This window comes from Arcicella gelida, from assembly GCF_034931025.1.
Lineage (GTDB): Bacteria > Bacteroidota > Bacteroidia > Cytophagales > Spirosomataceae > Arcicella > Arcicella gelida.
Genome location: NZ_JAYGIL010000026.1, coordinates 25,265 through 41,836 on the forward strand (window position 1 = coordinate 25,265; position 16,572 = coordinate 41,836).

Here is a 16,572-nt window from a genome sequence, read left to right on the forward strand (position 1 = left end):
GGTACAATTATTTATTTAAGTTAATTTGATTGACACATTTTTGAATTAATAATTATCTGAGCATCAATTATTTCATAAGTTGCTCCGATAGATTTGCAAATAATATTGAGTTTATCTTGCAACGATTCTTCTTCCATAGAAGAGGTTAATTGGCATGATTGCATCATTTCTCGATTAAAAATGATTTCTACTCCATAAGCTTTCGAAATTTCATCCAATACTGCCACAACGGGTGCTTCATCATAAATAAAAGTCGGTTTAGAAATGTGTTGGGCAATTAATAATATAGGTTGTTCAACAATGGCTTTCTTAAAGAATTCTTTTTCTCTTGAAAAAGTAACTTGTTGGTTTGGTTTCAATAAAACGCCTAGCTTTTCAATATTAGAGACGGTCACTTTATCAAACTTCGGATTTTTATATACGCTTACTTTTCCACTTAATACTTTAACAATCACGTCTTTATCGTTATCAAATGAAAAAACTTCAAATTTTGTACCTAATACTTTAGTAACCAATTCATTAGCATATACATAAAATGGTTTGGAAGGTATTTTAACTACATCAAAAATTGCCTTTCCTGATAAGTAAACCGTTCTATTTTCTTTTCCAAAACTATTGACGTAACTAATTTTACTATTTGGCGAAAGATAAATTAATGAACCATCAGGAAGTTTTAGAGTATCTACAGTCGTTTTATCATTTATCTTTTCGGTAAGCTTCTCTTCTGCAAATACTGCCATTTGTTTTTCATAAACCGATTCCGACTGAACACTTTTATTAAAATAAAGTACTTTTAAGCCTAAAAAAAGGATAAAACATGCAGCCATTACTTGAAACCACGACTGTCGCCAAATTGGTATTGGCTTTACTTCTTTTTCATCACTTTCTGCATTGGTAATTAAAATTCTTTGTAATAAACTTTCCTCGGCTTCTTTTGATAAATAGGTACGAACATATTCACTAAGACCAAGCTGAACGGCTTCAATCAATTTCTGAGCCGCTAACCACTCTTCTTTCTTTTCTGGATGATTACTCAACCAGCTTTCCCAAAAAGCTTTTGAAGAATCAGTTGGTGATAAATAATGATTTAGAAAAGCATCATCTGTCACAAAGTCAGAAGAACTAAATTGTTCGTAGTGTATATTCACGGATTATGATATTTTAACAGTAGATGACATAAAGCTATTTTTCATACTCACTAAAATCAAATTATTCTTGAAAAAAGACAAAAAATAAAATTGATAGCCAAGTTCTTAATTTTTCAACGGCTCTGAAAACGATATTTTGTGCCGACTGTTTATTGACCAACATGATTTCAGCAATTTGTTCATAGTTCATATTTTCGGCAAATCTCAAACGTAAAGCTTCTTGTTGTCGATGCGAAAGCTGACTTACTAATTTGGTAATCATTTCTTGCCTATTAGTTGCTTCTTCTTTCTGTGTAAAAATTTCTTCTGCTGAAGGTTCTACTAAAAAGTCTTCAAATTCTTCGTTAAATGTTTGATGCGAGCGTTCTTTTCTACTTAATAAATGTAAAATTCTATTTTTTAACGCTTTTAATAAGTAATATCGAACGTTATCCGGCACAATCAATCTATTTCTTTTAATCCAAATTTCAGTAAAAACATCATGAATACAATCGAATACAAAAGCCTCCGAAGCAGCAACAAGGCTCATGCCATATCGATACATTGCTTTTACATGTAATCGGTACAGTTCAGTATAAGCCTCTTCATCTCCTAATAGAAAAGCTTCCCACATTTCCTGTTCTTTATTTGATTCTTCCGTGATTTGATTCATCTTAAGTTTAATATCAAGTTAAATGCTGGTTTTATCTTTTATTTTTAAAAGAATCAAGGCTTGAGTGCCAAAAGTATTTACTCAAGCAAATCGAATTATACTTTAGTGGTAATAAATTTGAACTTTACTAAGATAATGCGTTCGTAAAGATAGTTTGAAAAGGTATGATAGGAAAGCCAATTTTCTTGGATTAGTCTTAAAAAACCTTGAAAACATCTATTTTGAGACATATTGAATAAAGTTTGAAACATTTCATCAAATGCTCCTTTCAATTTTCCAACGCTATTAAAGTCTTATTACTCCATTATTTTCTATTTACTTTTTTAAATTTTAGCCATTTTCCTAAAAACGACTTTTGTGGGGTGAAATATCAAAGGTTAATTTTTTGAATAAAAACGACTTTTATGGGGTCTATTCCTTTTGATTAAAAGTAACACTTACTCTATATTTCTAAAAACGACCTTTATGGGGTGACGTACCTTAAACGATTTAAGCATAGCACCTTGTTTAATATTCTCGATCTTGAAAACCGAAAAACGACTTTTATGGGGTACTAATATATTCCTCTATTTTCATTTAATGTCCAGTAAAAATGTTGAACGACAAAATGTAAAAACGACTTTTATGGGGCTTGCAATTTATTTGTAAGTATAAATTTTACAATGATTTAATAGTAAAGAATATTGACTTTTTTGAAAATGATACAATTCTACAAGAAAGTGATAGAGAACGAAATATACTTTTCTAAAAACGACTTTTATGGGCTTAAAAATCAGGACGTATAGCATGTACAATAACGACTTTTATGGGCTTGCCGATTATTTTACTTTTAGAAATGTGAGTTGAACCAATATAATTATGAAATAGAAAAACAAAAATGTAAAAACGACTTTTATGGGCTAAATACTTTTCTTTTTATAGAAATTGATAGTAGTTTTTTTAGTAAAGATTTCTTAAATCGTTTCAAATAAATAATATTCACTCAACAAATGTTATTCTTTGTTGTATTTCTTATTATTTATATCTTTTGTCTTTCAGGCTTCATAAGTTATTGTAATAAAGCATTTTAACTATGCTTATAACGACCTTTATGGGGTATATCGACGACTTTTATGGGGTTTAACAACGACCTTTATGGGGTTTAATAACGACTCCTATGGGGTGCATCAACGACCTTTATGGGGTCTATCACGACTTTTATGGGCTGATTAAAACGACTCCTATGGGGTTGAACAAACGACTATGTTTTATTTGTCGTCGTTTTATTTTGTTTTTAGCAATTAAAGTATTTTTTTTGTAAAACGACTTTAAAAAAGTATCAGTCGTACATGCTATTTTTCATCTCAAACTGTTGGCAAGCGAATGAGTAACGAGAAAAACGATAAAAGAGACAAAGCAATCAACGCAATTTCGAAAGATCCTTATAGAATTATCAAAGGTAACCCGATTATCAATGCGAAATTTGATATTTCGGCGATTCAAATGAAAATCTTCTTGCACATGATTGCCAGTATCGACCAAGCAAAAGATTCCATCCCTATCATCAAAATTACCGTAAAAGATTTTCAGCGACTTACAGGCATCAATAGCAATAATATTTACGCACACGTAGAAAAAGAAGCAATGAAGATGAGAGAAAAACGTATTTTTTTCTCGAACAATAAAATCACCTTTGATGCCAACCTTATCAGTGCGTTCGTCTATTACAAAGATGAAGGATATTTCACCTTAGAAATTCCGCAGGCACTCCACCCCTTTCTGTTACAGATTAAAGAAAATTTTACTGTATTAGATATTCGAAATATTTTGAGGCTTGACAGCGTTTATGCCATGCGTTTTTATGAATTCTGTAAAGAGTATGAACGTTTCGGAAAATTCAGGTTTGATGTTGATGAATTGAAAGCTACTTTAGGATTGTCGGCTAGGTATAAAAATTATTTCGATTTTAAGAAAAAAGTAATTGAACAGGCAAAGAAAGAACTTTCGCTCAATGCAGAAATCTATTTTGAATATCAAGAAATCAAAAATGGTAAAAAAGTAGAAAGCATAGAATTTCTCATCAAGAAAAATGTAATTATTAATGACGACGTTCAAACGATTTCGATTATTAAAAATACAGATTTTGAAGAAAGTTCAGAAAATACAACAGATTTAACATCAAATGTCAATCAAATTTTTTCAATGGTGAAAGATTATGAAATTACCTTGAAAACAGTTGAAAATTGGTTGAAAGAAATTCCAGAAGAACAAATAATGCTTGGAATAAATTATGTATTGAATGAAGTAAAAACAGGAAAGAAAATCACAAACGTTGGTGGTTATTTGAATCAGATGGTTAGGAATCCGATTTTGTTTGAAAAGAGTACACTAATAAAAAGCGAGACATTAAAGAAAAAACAGCAGAATAAAGATGAACAGAAAAAGAAAGATGATGCTAAAAAGCTAGAAGCGAAAAGAGAAGAATTGAAAGTAGCGTTTTCAAACGCAAAAAGAGAAGTAGCTTTGAAGATTTTATTATCAAACCCAGAATTGTATTTATTGGTATTGAATAAATTGCAAGGAAGTTTATTGGGTCAAATGAATTACAATAGTTATATGAATTACTGCAAAAAAAGCGTTTCTAACGAATCGTTTATTCAATACTTCACCGATGATGCTTCTTTTTTTGCAGGAGTAATGAATGCGATGACATCAGAATTTCCAGATATTATGGCTGTAAAAACGCAATTTGAAAAAACAGCCAATCGTTTAGGAATACAATTAATCTAATCTTAATTTATTCTCAACAAAAAAACCAAAGTGACAGCCTGTCACTTTGGTTTTTTTGTTTTGGTTTTTGTTGGACAAAACCAAAGTGACAACGTGTCACTTTGCTATAATATTTCTAACAATTGATGAATTCTACTAAGTATTAATTCACAATCGTATTTGCTTAAATTTCCTTTGGCAATTTCTCTAATCTCACTTTGTAATTTAATTACTTGATTACCTTGCGGGTTTTCAGAAGTAGTAGGATAAACTTGACTGTTTTTTGATAGTTCGTTGGTGATTTGTTCAATACTTTCTAATGGTTCAGATGTTTCTAATTTAGAAATAGCATTGATTGTTGCTTTCGGTAGTTTTTGCTTTCCAGTCAGGATTTCTTGTTTTAAACTAGTCGATAATTTATTCAAACCAGATGCAAATTCTCCGTCTCTTTTAATTGTTCGGCTACTTACTCCATATTCAGTTCCTAAAGCAATAGATACATCTTGCTGACCTTCTGTTGAGAATTTATCACCACCACGCATTGATTTTTGTTGGAGATATCGTAAGCCTCTTAAATAAGAAGCTTGTTCAGGAGATAAGTTTCTACGCCCCAATTGAAAATCAATCATGTAGTCTTTTACCTCATCCAAAGAGGTAAATTTCAACAAATTAATACGATAGTCTAAACGATTTTTTTTACAAATATCATAACGATTGTGTCCGTCGATTAACACATATACAGGCGTATTACTATCGTCAATTTGAGCAATTGAAGCGGTAGTTTCCCAAATAGAGAGAGGGTCTTTTACGCCATGTTTTAGAATATTGAGTTCTAATTGATGTAATTCATCGGCTGTAAGCGGTGGGATTAACGCTCGGAGTTGGTCAAGTATTACAATTTGACTTTTTATATTTTCTTCAGACGATAAAAGAGAGGGGCGAAGCTCGCTAGTTTTCTCTTTCATGATATTCATAAAATCTTTCTTTGCCATATTAAAGAACCATTATTTCAGTTGCTAAATTGTGATATTGTTGCCATGAAGAAGATTTTGGGGCATAAGTAAACAAATCTTCTTTCGCTACTTGCGACTGCTTAATCACTGTTGAGCCTTCAATAACAGTATTATAAATATTAAAACTCTTGAATTTTTCTTCGATGTGCGTCATCATACTTTTGTGTACACTTTGATTTTTATGAACCATCGTAAACACAATTCCTTTTACTGTTAAAGTTGGATTAATGTAAGCACGCACTTCTGCAATTCTATTAAACAGACTTTCTACACCATGATAAGCACTCGCTTCTGGCTGAATCGGCACTACACAGTAATTAGAAGCCACCAATGAACAAGTAGTACAAATACCTAAACTTGGTGGGCAGTCAATTAAAATATAATCAAACATTCCTTTTACTTCATCAAGCTTCAAAGAAAGTCTTCTGTCAGCACCAATTGCATTTGCCAATTCAGATTCTTTGTAAGCCATTCTGATGTCAGAAGGAGCCAAGAACATACTATCTGTTAAGGGAATAATGGGTAATTCTGTATTGCTCAATAAAGCATCAATCACCTGATTTTGGGGTTCATGCACGCCAAAACATTGTGATAAATTTCCCTGAGAATCCATATCCACCATCAATACTTTATTTCCCAATAAGCTTAATGCTTTGCCAACATTGATAGTTGTGGTCGTTTTTCCGACGCCGCCTTTATGGTTTACGATTGAAATAACGACCGCTTTATCAAACATTGTTTCAGAATAACCGTATTGTCTAAGGGCTTCGTCGATGGCAGGTAAATGTTTGGTTGGAATATCTTTTTGTTCAGCTAATGCTTTATGTAAAGTTTTGGAAGGAATCCCAGCTTCTTTTTCAATTTGAGTTAAGTTAAGAGCCTGCTTTGAGCGTAAAAACTTAACAACCTTTTCTTGTGTAATCATTTTTTAGGAGGGATAAAAAATTATCTTTTGTAAATGTAAAAATAACTTTTTTTATCCAAAAGCATTTTGATGAAAACTTGCTCGAAAAAGCCAAAAGAATTTTCAGAAAAAGAAAAACCAGAGGGTAGGAGGGAAGCAAATTGAGACAAAAGGGATAATAATGATTTCTTTTTGCTTTGTAGAAAGAAAATATTGGTCAGAAATCTTAATATTTTTTTTTGAAGAAATCTCAAGCCACTGTTTTGAGACTTACCTGTATATAAGTGTTTGATAATTAGCAGTTTAAAAAAAGCTTTATTGATTTTTTAAACTGCTAGATGAAATGAAAAATTGCTTATTGAGTCAAATATTTTCTTTTATATTCTAAAGGAGTGATGCCCGTTACTTTTTTGAAGTGTCGATAAAAATTTGAAACATTGTTGAATCCACAATCGAAACAGATTACTTCTGTAGGCAGTTTATCTTCTACCAAAGCCCTACAAGCATGGCTAATTCTGATTTCAATCAGAAAATCATAATAGGTTTTTTTCGTCATTAATTTAAAATATCGACAAAACGAAGTAACACTAAGATTACTGATGGCAGAAATTTCTTCTAAAGTAATATCCTTTTTATAATTAGAAAGCGTATAAGTACAAACCTTATTCAAACGAATGGTATCAGATTCATTTGATTGATAAAAACTATGGTCGGTAGCAATTGTGGTGTATTCATCTGTTTCAGCAAGGATATTTAAAATTGATAAAAGTAAAATGATTCTTTCTAAATTACTTGCTTTGGTTACTTCGTGCATGAGTTTTGCCACTTTTTCACGAGCTTCACCATTGATAACCATTCCAGATTTTGCTTTTTCATACAATTTAGGAATCATGTAAGCTTCTGGTAAAGTCAATAAGTATTTTCCTAAGCAATCTGGCAAAAAGTGAATCACAATTGCTTCAACGCCGAGGTCAGGATTATTTTCAAAATATTCTTCTTTACAACGCCAAGTGTGTGGTAAGTTTTCGCCCATCAAAATGATTTCTCCATAAGAAAAGTTGCTGATATTATCTCCAATAAAGCGAACGCCCTCTCCTTTAATGATATAATGCAATTCTAATTCTGGATGATAATGCCAGATGGTATCAAAATTGGGTCTTATATCATGGCGAATACTGAATGAACTCTCTGGTTTTACAGGAACTTTATGAAAAAGTGGCTTCATTTCTGCTATATTTTTTATTTAAAATAAATTTTCTGATAAAGAGTTGGACTATAATAATGATTCATAAAAAGAACAAAAATTCTATCAAATTATGCTACGAAGCATCAAATGTAACGATTCTTAGTTTAATTATGACAATATCATATACTAAGTTGGTAAAAATTTATATTAAAATACCTTTTTGATTGATGAAATTTGTATGCTAGTCATGTATTATGATACAATAGAAAAAGATAAGATATTATAATCAATTTAGGTTTTGCAGGTTTTAGTAAATTTTCTCAGTAAAAGATATAAGTAAGAAAACTTAAAAATATACTGATTGTATTTGAAGAAAGACGAGTAAAAAATATCAAGAGTAGTATTACTTAGATAAAAGACCAAGTGTTTTTATTGATAGCTTTTAGAAATGATAAATTAATACAATAAACAGCATAGCATTATCAAATATTATTATGGAAAAAGTAGTGAAAAGAGTATTGGTATTATTGATTTTGATGATTGTATCATCAAAAATGCTTTGGGCTCAGGATGTTCAAACGAAAGAGCAAAAAGAAGCAAATTATACCAAAATGATTACAGACAGAGCGGCGAAAATTGTAACATCGTTAGATATTAGCGATGCAGAAACAAGTATTGAAGTAAGAGATATTATTAGTAAACAGTATCGTGATTTAAGTGAAATCCATGATTTGAGAAAAGAAAAGCTGAAGCTTGCGAAGGAAAAAGCGAAAGAAGATAAAGAGAAAAGCGAAGCCGAAGTAAAACAAGCGGAATCTGAAGCTGAATTAGCAATGAATAAATTGCATAAAAAATACTTGAAAAATCTATCAAAAAAACTGTCTGATAGTCAAGTAGAAAAAGTAAAAGACGGAATGACTTATGGTGTTTTACCGATTACTTATAAAGGCTATCAAGAAATGCTTCCAAACCTTAGCGAAATCCAAAAGACGCAGATATTAGCATACTTGACAGAAGCACGTGAACATGCAATGGATGCTGAATCATCAGAAAAAAAGCATGCTTGGTTCGGAAAGTACAAAGGTAAAATCAATAATTACTTGTCTGCTGCAGGGATTGATATGAAAAAAGCAGGCTTAGAATGGGAGCAAAGAATAGCTGCAGCCAAAGCTGCAAAACAAAAGTAATTGTACCAAATAAAGGTAAAATATGCTTTATATTATCATAGAAATAGTGTTGCATGATAATATCTTATAATATCTTGAAAAAATTATATACAAAATTGGGCTTATATTATCCTAATTTTGATGCGTAGTAATTATGTTCATAGAAGGCATTTTTTGCCATTTTTGAAATATAAATATTTAGAGAAAAAACCACATAAAATATAGTTTTAAATATTCCGCTTTTTAGTAACCATTGATTTAATCTCATTTTTAAATTTTAAGATACCAAGTAATTATGGAATTATTTTTACAAACCCAGCCCAATTTGGTAAAGAAGTCATTACTGGCTTGCTCGCCAATTTTGGCTGTACTTTTGTTCTCAGGAACATCCTTTGCAACAAAGCATAAAGAGGTTGCATCCTCGAAACAAGCGGTTTCAGTCATCAAAAAAGCAAATACTCCTATAAAAGGAATTGTGAAAGATGCATCAGGAGAAGCCATCGCAGGAGTAAGTGTAAGAGTAAAAGGAGGAAAATTAGGAACTGTAACAGATGCAAAAGGAGCATTTAGTTTAGATCTTCCAAAAGGAAATGAAACGTTAGTGTTTACTTCGGTTGGTCTTAAAACACAAGAAGTAGCAGTTAATGGTCGTTCAGAAATTAATTTAACGATGGAAGATGATGTTTCGGCATTAGATGAAGTAGTATTTGTAGGTTATGGTCAACAGAAAAAAATAAATTTAACGGGTGCTGTTGCAACAATTGATATGAAATCAATTGAAGATTTAGCTGTAGGTAGTTTATCAGCTGCCTTGGTAAGTCAACAACCAGGTGTAGGTGTTTCAGGTGGAACAAGTCGTCCAGGGGATAATGCTTCCATTACAATTCGTAATCCAATTTTACTTTCTAAAGATGGAGGTTCTTTGCGTCCGTTGTACGTTATTGATAACATCGTTAGAACAGAAGATGATTTCAACGTAATGGATGTTTCGGAAGTTGAGAATATTTCAATTCTAAAAGATGCGGCAGCGGCTATTTATGGTGCTAGAGGTGCTTATGGCGTTGTAGTTGTTACTACAAAAAGAGGAAAAACAGGAGCTCCGAAATTCTCTTACAGTACATCTTATGGTACTTCCAATGCCGAATTGCCAAAAATGATGAATGGCTATGAATTGGCTACTTATGTTAATGATTACAACTTCAAAACGACAAATCCAAGTATTCTTTATTCACAAGATGAGCTTGATTACTTTAAAGCAAATAGCCAAGATTGGTTAAGCCAAGCTTGGAAATCATCAAGTGTAACTCGTCATGCGCTTAACGTAAGTGGGGGTACAGAAAAAGCTACTTATTTTGCAGGGATTACTTACAATCAGCAGGATGGAAATTTTGAAAAAATCAATTTTGATAGATGGACTTTCCGTGCAAGTACAGATATAAAAGTATCTAATAATGTAAAAGTTGGTTTAGGTTTATCTGGAGATATGTCAAAAAAAGACAGATATTTATTAAAACAAGGTGGTTCCGATAACGAAAAGGATTATAAATCATTAATTTATGCAGCACCATTTATCCCTGCTTACATTGATGGTTTACCAGTAAACACAACTGGTGGCGGTTCAACAAGTGAAAACTTTCATTTTTTTGAAGCTCAAAAATCAAATAACTACTTATTAGCAAAAAATAATGGTTTGAATATTAATGCTTATGTAGAATACGATATTCCATTTTTGAAAGGTCTGAAAGCAAAAATAGCTTACAACAGAACTTTCGAGAATAACTTTGGAAAAGAATTTGGTACACGATATTTGCTTTACAACTTTAATATGCTCGGTACAAACAAGCATATTTTTGGGGGAGGTGTTAGAGGTACTCCTACAAACATCAGTAATAGTAATAGAATTTATTTTGCTCCAAATTATTCAGATTCGTATCAGCTAAATGGTTACCTGAATTATGATAAAACATTCGGAAAGCATTCAATTTCAGCAATTGCTTTGTTTGAACAAAGTGAAACCTATTCTGATGGTATTACTTCATATTTAGATAATTTGGTTGATGGTGCTTTAGACAATGCAGGTTATGCTTTAGGAGGAACGGCTTCAGGTGCTGGTGTTGGAGTAATTAATGAATCTGAATCTGAATCTGGAAGATTATCATTTGCTGGTCGTTTAAATTATGCTTATGCTGGAAAGTATTTAGCTGAATTTGCTGTTCGTAGAGATGCTTCAACAAACTTTGCTCCTGAAAATCGTTGGGGAACATTCCCTTCTTTATCTGTTGGTTGGGTTATTTCTGAAGAACCTTTCTTTAAAAATAATGTACGTTTTGTTGATTTCTTGAAGTTACGTTTGTCAGGTGGTTTAACAGGGATGGATAATACCAGAGCATATAACTGGTTGAAAAGTTATAACTTGATTCAAACAGGTAATGGTCCAGTATTTGGGGGTAATCTTGACCGTGCAGGTATTTTCCGCCTAAAAAATGCAATGCCTAACAGAGAAGTAAGATGGGATAGTGATACCAAGTTAAATGCTGGTATTGATGCTAACTTCCTTCAAAATCGTTTATCGTTAGGTATTGATGCCTTCTATGACCATCGTTATGACATGCTAGTTACGTTAGCATCTTCAGTTCCTTTAACGGTTGGGGCAGCATTACCTTCTGAAAACTTTGCTACTGTAGATGGTTTTGGTACAGAAGTTTCGTTGGGATGGACAAGCAAAATTAATAAAGACTGGTCGTACAAAGTAAGAGGTTTCTTTGCTTGGAGTGATAATAAGCAAGTGAAAGTGGACTTTGACAAAGGTTTAACAGGAACGTATCAAGATCCAACAGGTAGATCTACAGATATGGGTTTGTTAGGATATAAATGTTTGGGAATGTTAAGAACACAAGCCGATGTGGATGCACTTTTAGCTAAGTACCCTAACTATACAATTGACGGAGTGAAACCACTTCCGGGAATGCTATATTATGAAGACGTTCGTGGAACGAAAAATGCAACACCAAATGCAGACGGTACATATTCTTATGCTGAGCCTGATGGTAAAATTGATATTAACGATAGACAATACTTGACTAACAAGCAAGACAATCACTATGGTTTTGGTTTGAACTTCTCGACTAGTTACAAACGCTTATCATTCTCTTTTGCGATGGGTGGTTCTTTTGGTGGGCAAAGTATGCTAGAATCTGGAGCAAGAGGTTGGGGAACTTCAGCACAAGTGAATGCAAAAACAAACTTACCGCAGCATTTGACAGACCATTGGACTCCTGAAAATCCAAATGCAAAATATCCAGCACCAAACTATAGAGGTCAAAATAGTTTAGATTCAGATTTCTGGTTTGTTAGTTCATTCCAAATGTCAGTAAGAACATTAAACGTTTCTTATGAACTTCCAGCTAATCTACTTAAGAAATTGAACGTGAGTGGGGCAAGAGTATATCTTACTTCAACAAATCCCTTGAATTTGTATAATCCATATACTTATAAACAATATTCAGGAGCTTTTGATGTGTATCCAACTTTACGTTCATTCTCAATGGGACTAAACTTGAATCTATAATCAATAGCCAATTTTCTAATTCAAAAGATGGTCTAGCACTATCAATGATACTGAAAACTTAATTATTACAGAAAAATGAAAAAGAAATATATTTTATGGTCGGCACTTTGTTCTATGCTTGCTTTGGCAAGTTGCGAAAGTGTGTTAGATAAAACAGACTTAGGGGGCGCCTCGCCTGATTTAATCTCAGGGGATTCTGTATTAGCCAATATTGCACTAAATTATGTGTACAACCAAAATTTACCTAACTGGGGTGGTGTAACAGATGTAACTGGTTTAGGTGGTAGTGTCTATTCTGAAGAATCATTTAATCAGGGAAGTTCAGCGAATAAATACTTAGAAGGAACAATTACTGCAACAGACGTTACTGATTTTGGAACTTCTTTGAATGCAACCAATAATTATGGAAAAATAAGAACCATCAATTCTTTTATTTATGATTTAGGGTCTGATAAATTAATGGATAATGGTGCTAAAAATAGATTATTGGCTCAAGCATACTTTTTTAGAGCTTGGCGATATTTTGAATTAGTGAAACTGTATGGCGGTGTTCCTTTAGTATTAACACCACAAGATGCAGTTGGTGACGAAGCTCGTGATGCAACTTTTATCCCAAGAAATTCAACAACTCAGTGTTACACACAAATGGCAGCAGATTTAGATACTGCCATTAAATATCTGCCATCTGTTTGGCAAACGCCATCGGCAAACTGGGGTAGAATTACAAAAGGTGCAGCTGCTGCTTTGAAAGGAAGAGTATTATTGTATGCTGCAAGTCCACAATTTAATCCTAATGATGTTGCTGCAAAATGGCAAACAGCTTATGATGCAAACAAGCAAGCTTTTGATATTCTTACTGCCAGTGGTTCAAAGCTTTTTGCTGACTATGGAAAAATGTGGTTCACAGAAGTAGGAAACACTGAGGCTGTTTTTATTACAGGTTTTAATAATTCGCAAGGTGATCAGCAAAGAAGAAACAATGGTTGGGAAGCAAGTACTCGCCCAAAATACTCAACAGGTTCTGGCGGTGGTTCTAACATCCCTTCATGGGATTTAGTGAAAGCATATCCGATGAAAGATGGTAAAAAACCTGGAGCTTCTACAAAATATACTTATTCAGACCAATTATTCTATAAAGATCGTGATCCAAGATTTGAAAAAACAATTGCTTACAATGGCTGTACTTGGCCTATGACTAATGTTACAAACAATAGATTATGGACTTACATTCAATTAAATACACAAACAAATAAATACTTTTCAGTAGAAAATGGTTCAATCAATGTAAGTAATACAGGTTTTTATTGTCGTAAAGCTTTACAAACTTCTGATGTTGCAACTTCACCTATTGATGCTTCAAATACTATTTATTCTGGAACAGACTGGATGGAAATTCGTTTTGCAGAAGTATTATTAAACTTAGCTGAAGCAGCGACTGGAGTGGGAAGATTAGACGAAGCTTATACGCAATTAAAAGCAGTTCGTGCTAGAGCAGGAATTGAAGCAGGAACAGATGGATTGTATGGTTTAAAAGCAAATATGACTCGTGCCGAAATGTTTTCTGCCATTTTAGATGAAAGACAAGTAGAATTTGCTTTTGAAGGAAAACGTTTCTGGGATTTAAGACGTTGGAAATTGCTTGAAAAAACATTCAACGGAACTAAAGGGACTAAGGTTGAAATCAAACTTAAAACGACAGGAGTCCCTTCTGATTTCACAGCTACTCGTGATGGAATGAAGTTGGACGATGTCTATACAAACTACTTTACAGTAACATTAACGCCAAACGGATTAATGTCAAGACCAGCAATTGCTTGGAAACCAGAGTATTATTTTTTCCCAATTCCAACAGGAGCATTGAATAATAATCCATTGATTATACAAAATAATACTTGGGGTGGTTCGTTTGACCCTTTACAATAAATTTGATTAAATCTTTTGATATTATATTTTAATGAAGGCTTCATTTGAAGCCTTCATTTTTTGTTTTACTTGTCCTGTTCTATCTTGCTTTTATCATAAAAAAAGAACATTTATTTGAGATAATATCCTACATAAAATTGAAAATTTTTTATATATTAATCTCAATAATTAGTACTAATTTTGGAAATAATATACTTTTTTAGCTAATTGTCGTTATTGGTCTAGCAAAAGTTTTCATAAACGTAACATGCTTAGTTTTGATGGTCTAAAAAGTAGTTTTTTGGCTGATAATCAAGACTAAATTTATTAATAATCATTCATGAAAAAAATGTCTTTCTCAACGATACTCCGAGTAGTATTGGTTTTGTTAACAGTACAGCAATCGGTTGTGGCACAGTATCCACAGATTCCTGCCGATGTCCAAAAACAAAGTGACTCGTTGCTCAATGCAGCTAGAAAACAATCTGATATTGCTTGGCAACAGGCTTTGCCAATTATTCAAAAAGAATCTCGTGAAGGTAAACCGTATATTCCTTGGGCGGCTCGTCCTATAGATTTACCACAGGCTAACATTCCTGCTTTCCCAGGTGCTGAAGGCGGTGGTGCTTACTCTTTTGGCGGTCGTGGTGGTAAAGTATATGTGGTAACAAGTCTTGAAGATAATGGTCCAGGTTCATTGCGTGAAGCTTGTGAAAAAGGTGGTGCAAGAACAATTGTATTCAACGTTTCAGGTATTATCCGATTAAAAACACCCCTAATTATTCGTGCTCCTTATATTACGATTGCTGGTCAAACAGCGCCAGGTGATGGAATTTGTGTAGCTGGGGAATCAGTTTGGATTAATACGCACGATGTTATAATTCGTTTTATGCGTTTCAGAAGAGGCGAAACAGCTGTTGGTCGTCGTGATGATTCAATCGGCGGAAACCCAATCGGAAATATCATGATTGACCACGTTTCAGCAAGTTGGGGTTTAGATGAAAATATGTCGATGTATCGCCACATGTATAATGATAGCACAGGAAAAATTGAAGATAAATTGCCAACCGTAAATATTACCATCCAAAACTCAATTTTCTCCGAAGCTTTAGATACTTGGAATCACGCTTTTGGAAGTACTTTGGGTGGTGAAAACTGTACATTCATGAGAAACCTTTGGGCAGATAATGCAGGACGTAATCCATCAATTGGTTGGTTTGGTATTTTCAACTTTGTAAACAACGTGATGTTTAACTGGGTACATCGTTCAACAGATGGCGGAGATTACCGAGCAATGTACAATATTATCAATAACTATTACAAACCAGGGCCGCTTACTCCGAAGGATTCTCCAATTGGTTATCGTATTCTGAAACCAGAAGCTGGAAGAAGTAAATTAGGTTATTTAACATTTGGTCGTGCTTATGTGAATGGAAATATCATGGAAGGCAACGAACGAGTTACGAAAGATAACTGGGATGGTGGAGTACAAGTAGAAAATTTCCCGAACGCAGATAAATATACGGTAGATATGAAATGGAATGAACCATTACCAATGCCTAAATTAACGATTCTTCCCGCTACTCAAGCTCGTGATTATGTATTGGCAAATGCTGGAGCAACTTTACCTATCAGAGATGCTGTTGATACTCGTGTTATCGAACAAGTTCGTACAGGTAAAATCACTTATAAAGAAGATGTTAAATTGCCAGAAACACAATTTAAGCATCGTCGTTTACCAATTGATTCTTACAAAAATGGTATCATTACTGATATTAACCAAGTAGGAGGATACCCAGTTTATAAAGGAACGCCTTATAAAGATTCAGACAGCGATGGAATGCCAGATGCTTGGGAATTGAAAAATGGATTGAACCCGAAAGATGCTTCTGATGCTGCAAAAGACAGAAACAAAGATGGTTATACCAATATCGAAGAATATTTAAACAGTGTTGTGAGCTTAAAATCAGTAAAACCATAATAGCGTGTCCTGAAAGAGTAGGAGGGAGATTGTTAAATCAGTCTCCCTTTTATTTTTTTGAATATTCTGTAAGAAATTAGCTAAAATATGAATACTATTTTTTGATGATAACCCTAGACATTCTACAGTTAAAAATGATAATAGATTACTGGTTTTCAGGTGATATGGTAGTATTTTGAGAAATTATAGGTAAAAAATTTAGAAAAAGCAGGTTTCTTTTACTTCCTTTGACCTGATTTGTAGGGTGATTTTATAAGAAAAGATTTGATAATATTGTATAATAGCTTGAGAAAATGATATAAAT

10 protein-coding genes are annotated in these 16,572 nt (G+C 33.1%); 5 read left to right on the forward strand and 5 right to left on the reverse strand.

Annotation, left to right across the window (positions count from 1 at the left end; all coding sequences use genetic code 11):
• Window positions 1-20: 20 nt before the first annotated feature.
• Complete coding sequence (locus VB776_RS18040; RefSeq protein ID WP_323698274.1) at window positions 21-1,148, reverse strand: FecR family protein; 1,128 nt, start codon at window positions 1,146-1,148, stop codon at window positions 21-23.
• A gap of 61 nt (window positions 1,149-1,209) precedes the next feature.
• Window positions 1,210-1,800, reverse strand: coding sequence for an RNA polymerase sigma factor (locus tag VB776_RS18045; RefSeq protein WP_323698275.1), 591 nt, complete (start codon window positions 1,798-1,800; stop codon window positions 1,210-1,212).
• Between the two features lie 1,362 nt (window positions 1,801-3,162).
• Here VB776_RS18045 and VB776_RS18050 point away from each other — a divergent pair.
• Complete coding sequence (locus VB776_RS18050; RefSeq protein ID WP_323698276.1) at window positions 3,163-4,569, forward strand: replication initiation protein; 1,407 nt, start codon at window positions 3,163-3,165, stop codon at window positions 4,567-4,569.
• A 104-nt stretch (window positions 4,570-4,673) separates the two neighbouring features.
• Here VB776_RS18050 and VB776_RS18055 read toward each other — a convergent pair whose 3' ends face one another.
• From VB776_RS18055 to VB776_RS18065, 3 genes are all read right to left on the reverse strand, one after another.
• A complete protein-coding gene (locus tag VB776_RS18055) occupies window positions 4,674-5,540 on the reverse strand; it encodes a ParB N-terminal domain-containing protein (protein ID WP_323698277.1) in 867 nt (288 codons plus the stop codon).
• A 1-nt stretch (window position 5,541) separates the two neighbouring features.
• Window positions 5,542-6,486, reverse strand: coding sequence for a ParA family protein (locus tag VB776_RS18060; RefSeq protein ID WP_323698278.1), 945 nt, complete (start codon window positions 6,484-6,486; stop codon window positions 5,542-5,544).
• A 334-nt stretch (window positions 6,487-6,820) separates the two neighbouring features.
• Entirely contained in the window at window positions 6,821-7,690 is an 870-nt protein-coding gene (locus VB776_RS18065) for an AraC family transcriptional regulator (RefSeq protein ID WP_323698279.1), read from the reverse strand.
• Between the two features lie 455 nt (window positions 7,691-8,145).
• On the opposite strand from VB776_RS18065, the gene VB776_RS18070 reads away from it, so the two are divergent.
• From VB776_RS18070 to VB776_RS18085, 4 genes are all read left to right on the forward strand, one after another.
• Window positions 8,146-8,838, forward strand: coding sequence for a DUF3826 domain-containing protein (locus VB776_RS18070; RefSeq protein WP_323698280.1), 693 nt, complete (start codon window positions 8,146-8,148; stop codon window positions 8,836-8,838).
• Between the two features lie 274 nt (window positions 8,839-9,112).
• Window positions 9,113-12,385: a SusC/RagA family TonB-linked outer membrane protein gene (locus tag VB776_RS18075; protein ID WP_323698281.1), complete on the forward strand. Its 3,273-nt coding sequence runs from the start codon at window positions 9,113-9,115 to the stop codon at window positions 12,383-12,385.
• A 75-nt stretch (window positions 12,386-12,460) separates the two neighbouring features.
• Window positions 12,461-14,308, forward strand: a complete 1,848-nt coding sequence (locus VB776_RS18080) for a RagB/SusD family nutrient uptake outer membrane protein (RefSeq protein WP_323698282.1) — start codon at window positions 12,461-12,463, stop codon at window positions 14,306-14,308.
• Between the two features lie 319 nt (window positions 14,309-14,627).
• On the forward strand, window positions 14,628-16,268 hold the full coding sequence (locus VB776_RS18085; RefSeq protein ID WP_323698283.1) for a pectate lyase family protein: 1,641 nt from the start codon (window positions 14,628-14,630) through the stop codon (window positions 16,266-16,268).
• Window positions 16,269-16,572 lie beyond the last annotated feature (304 nt).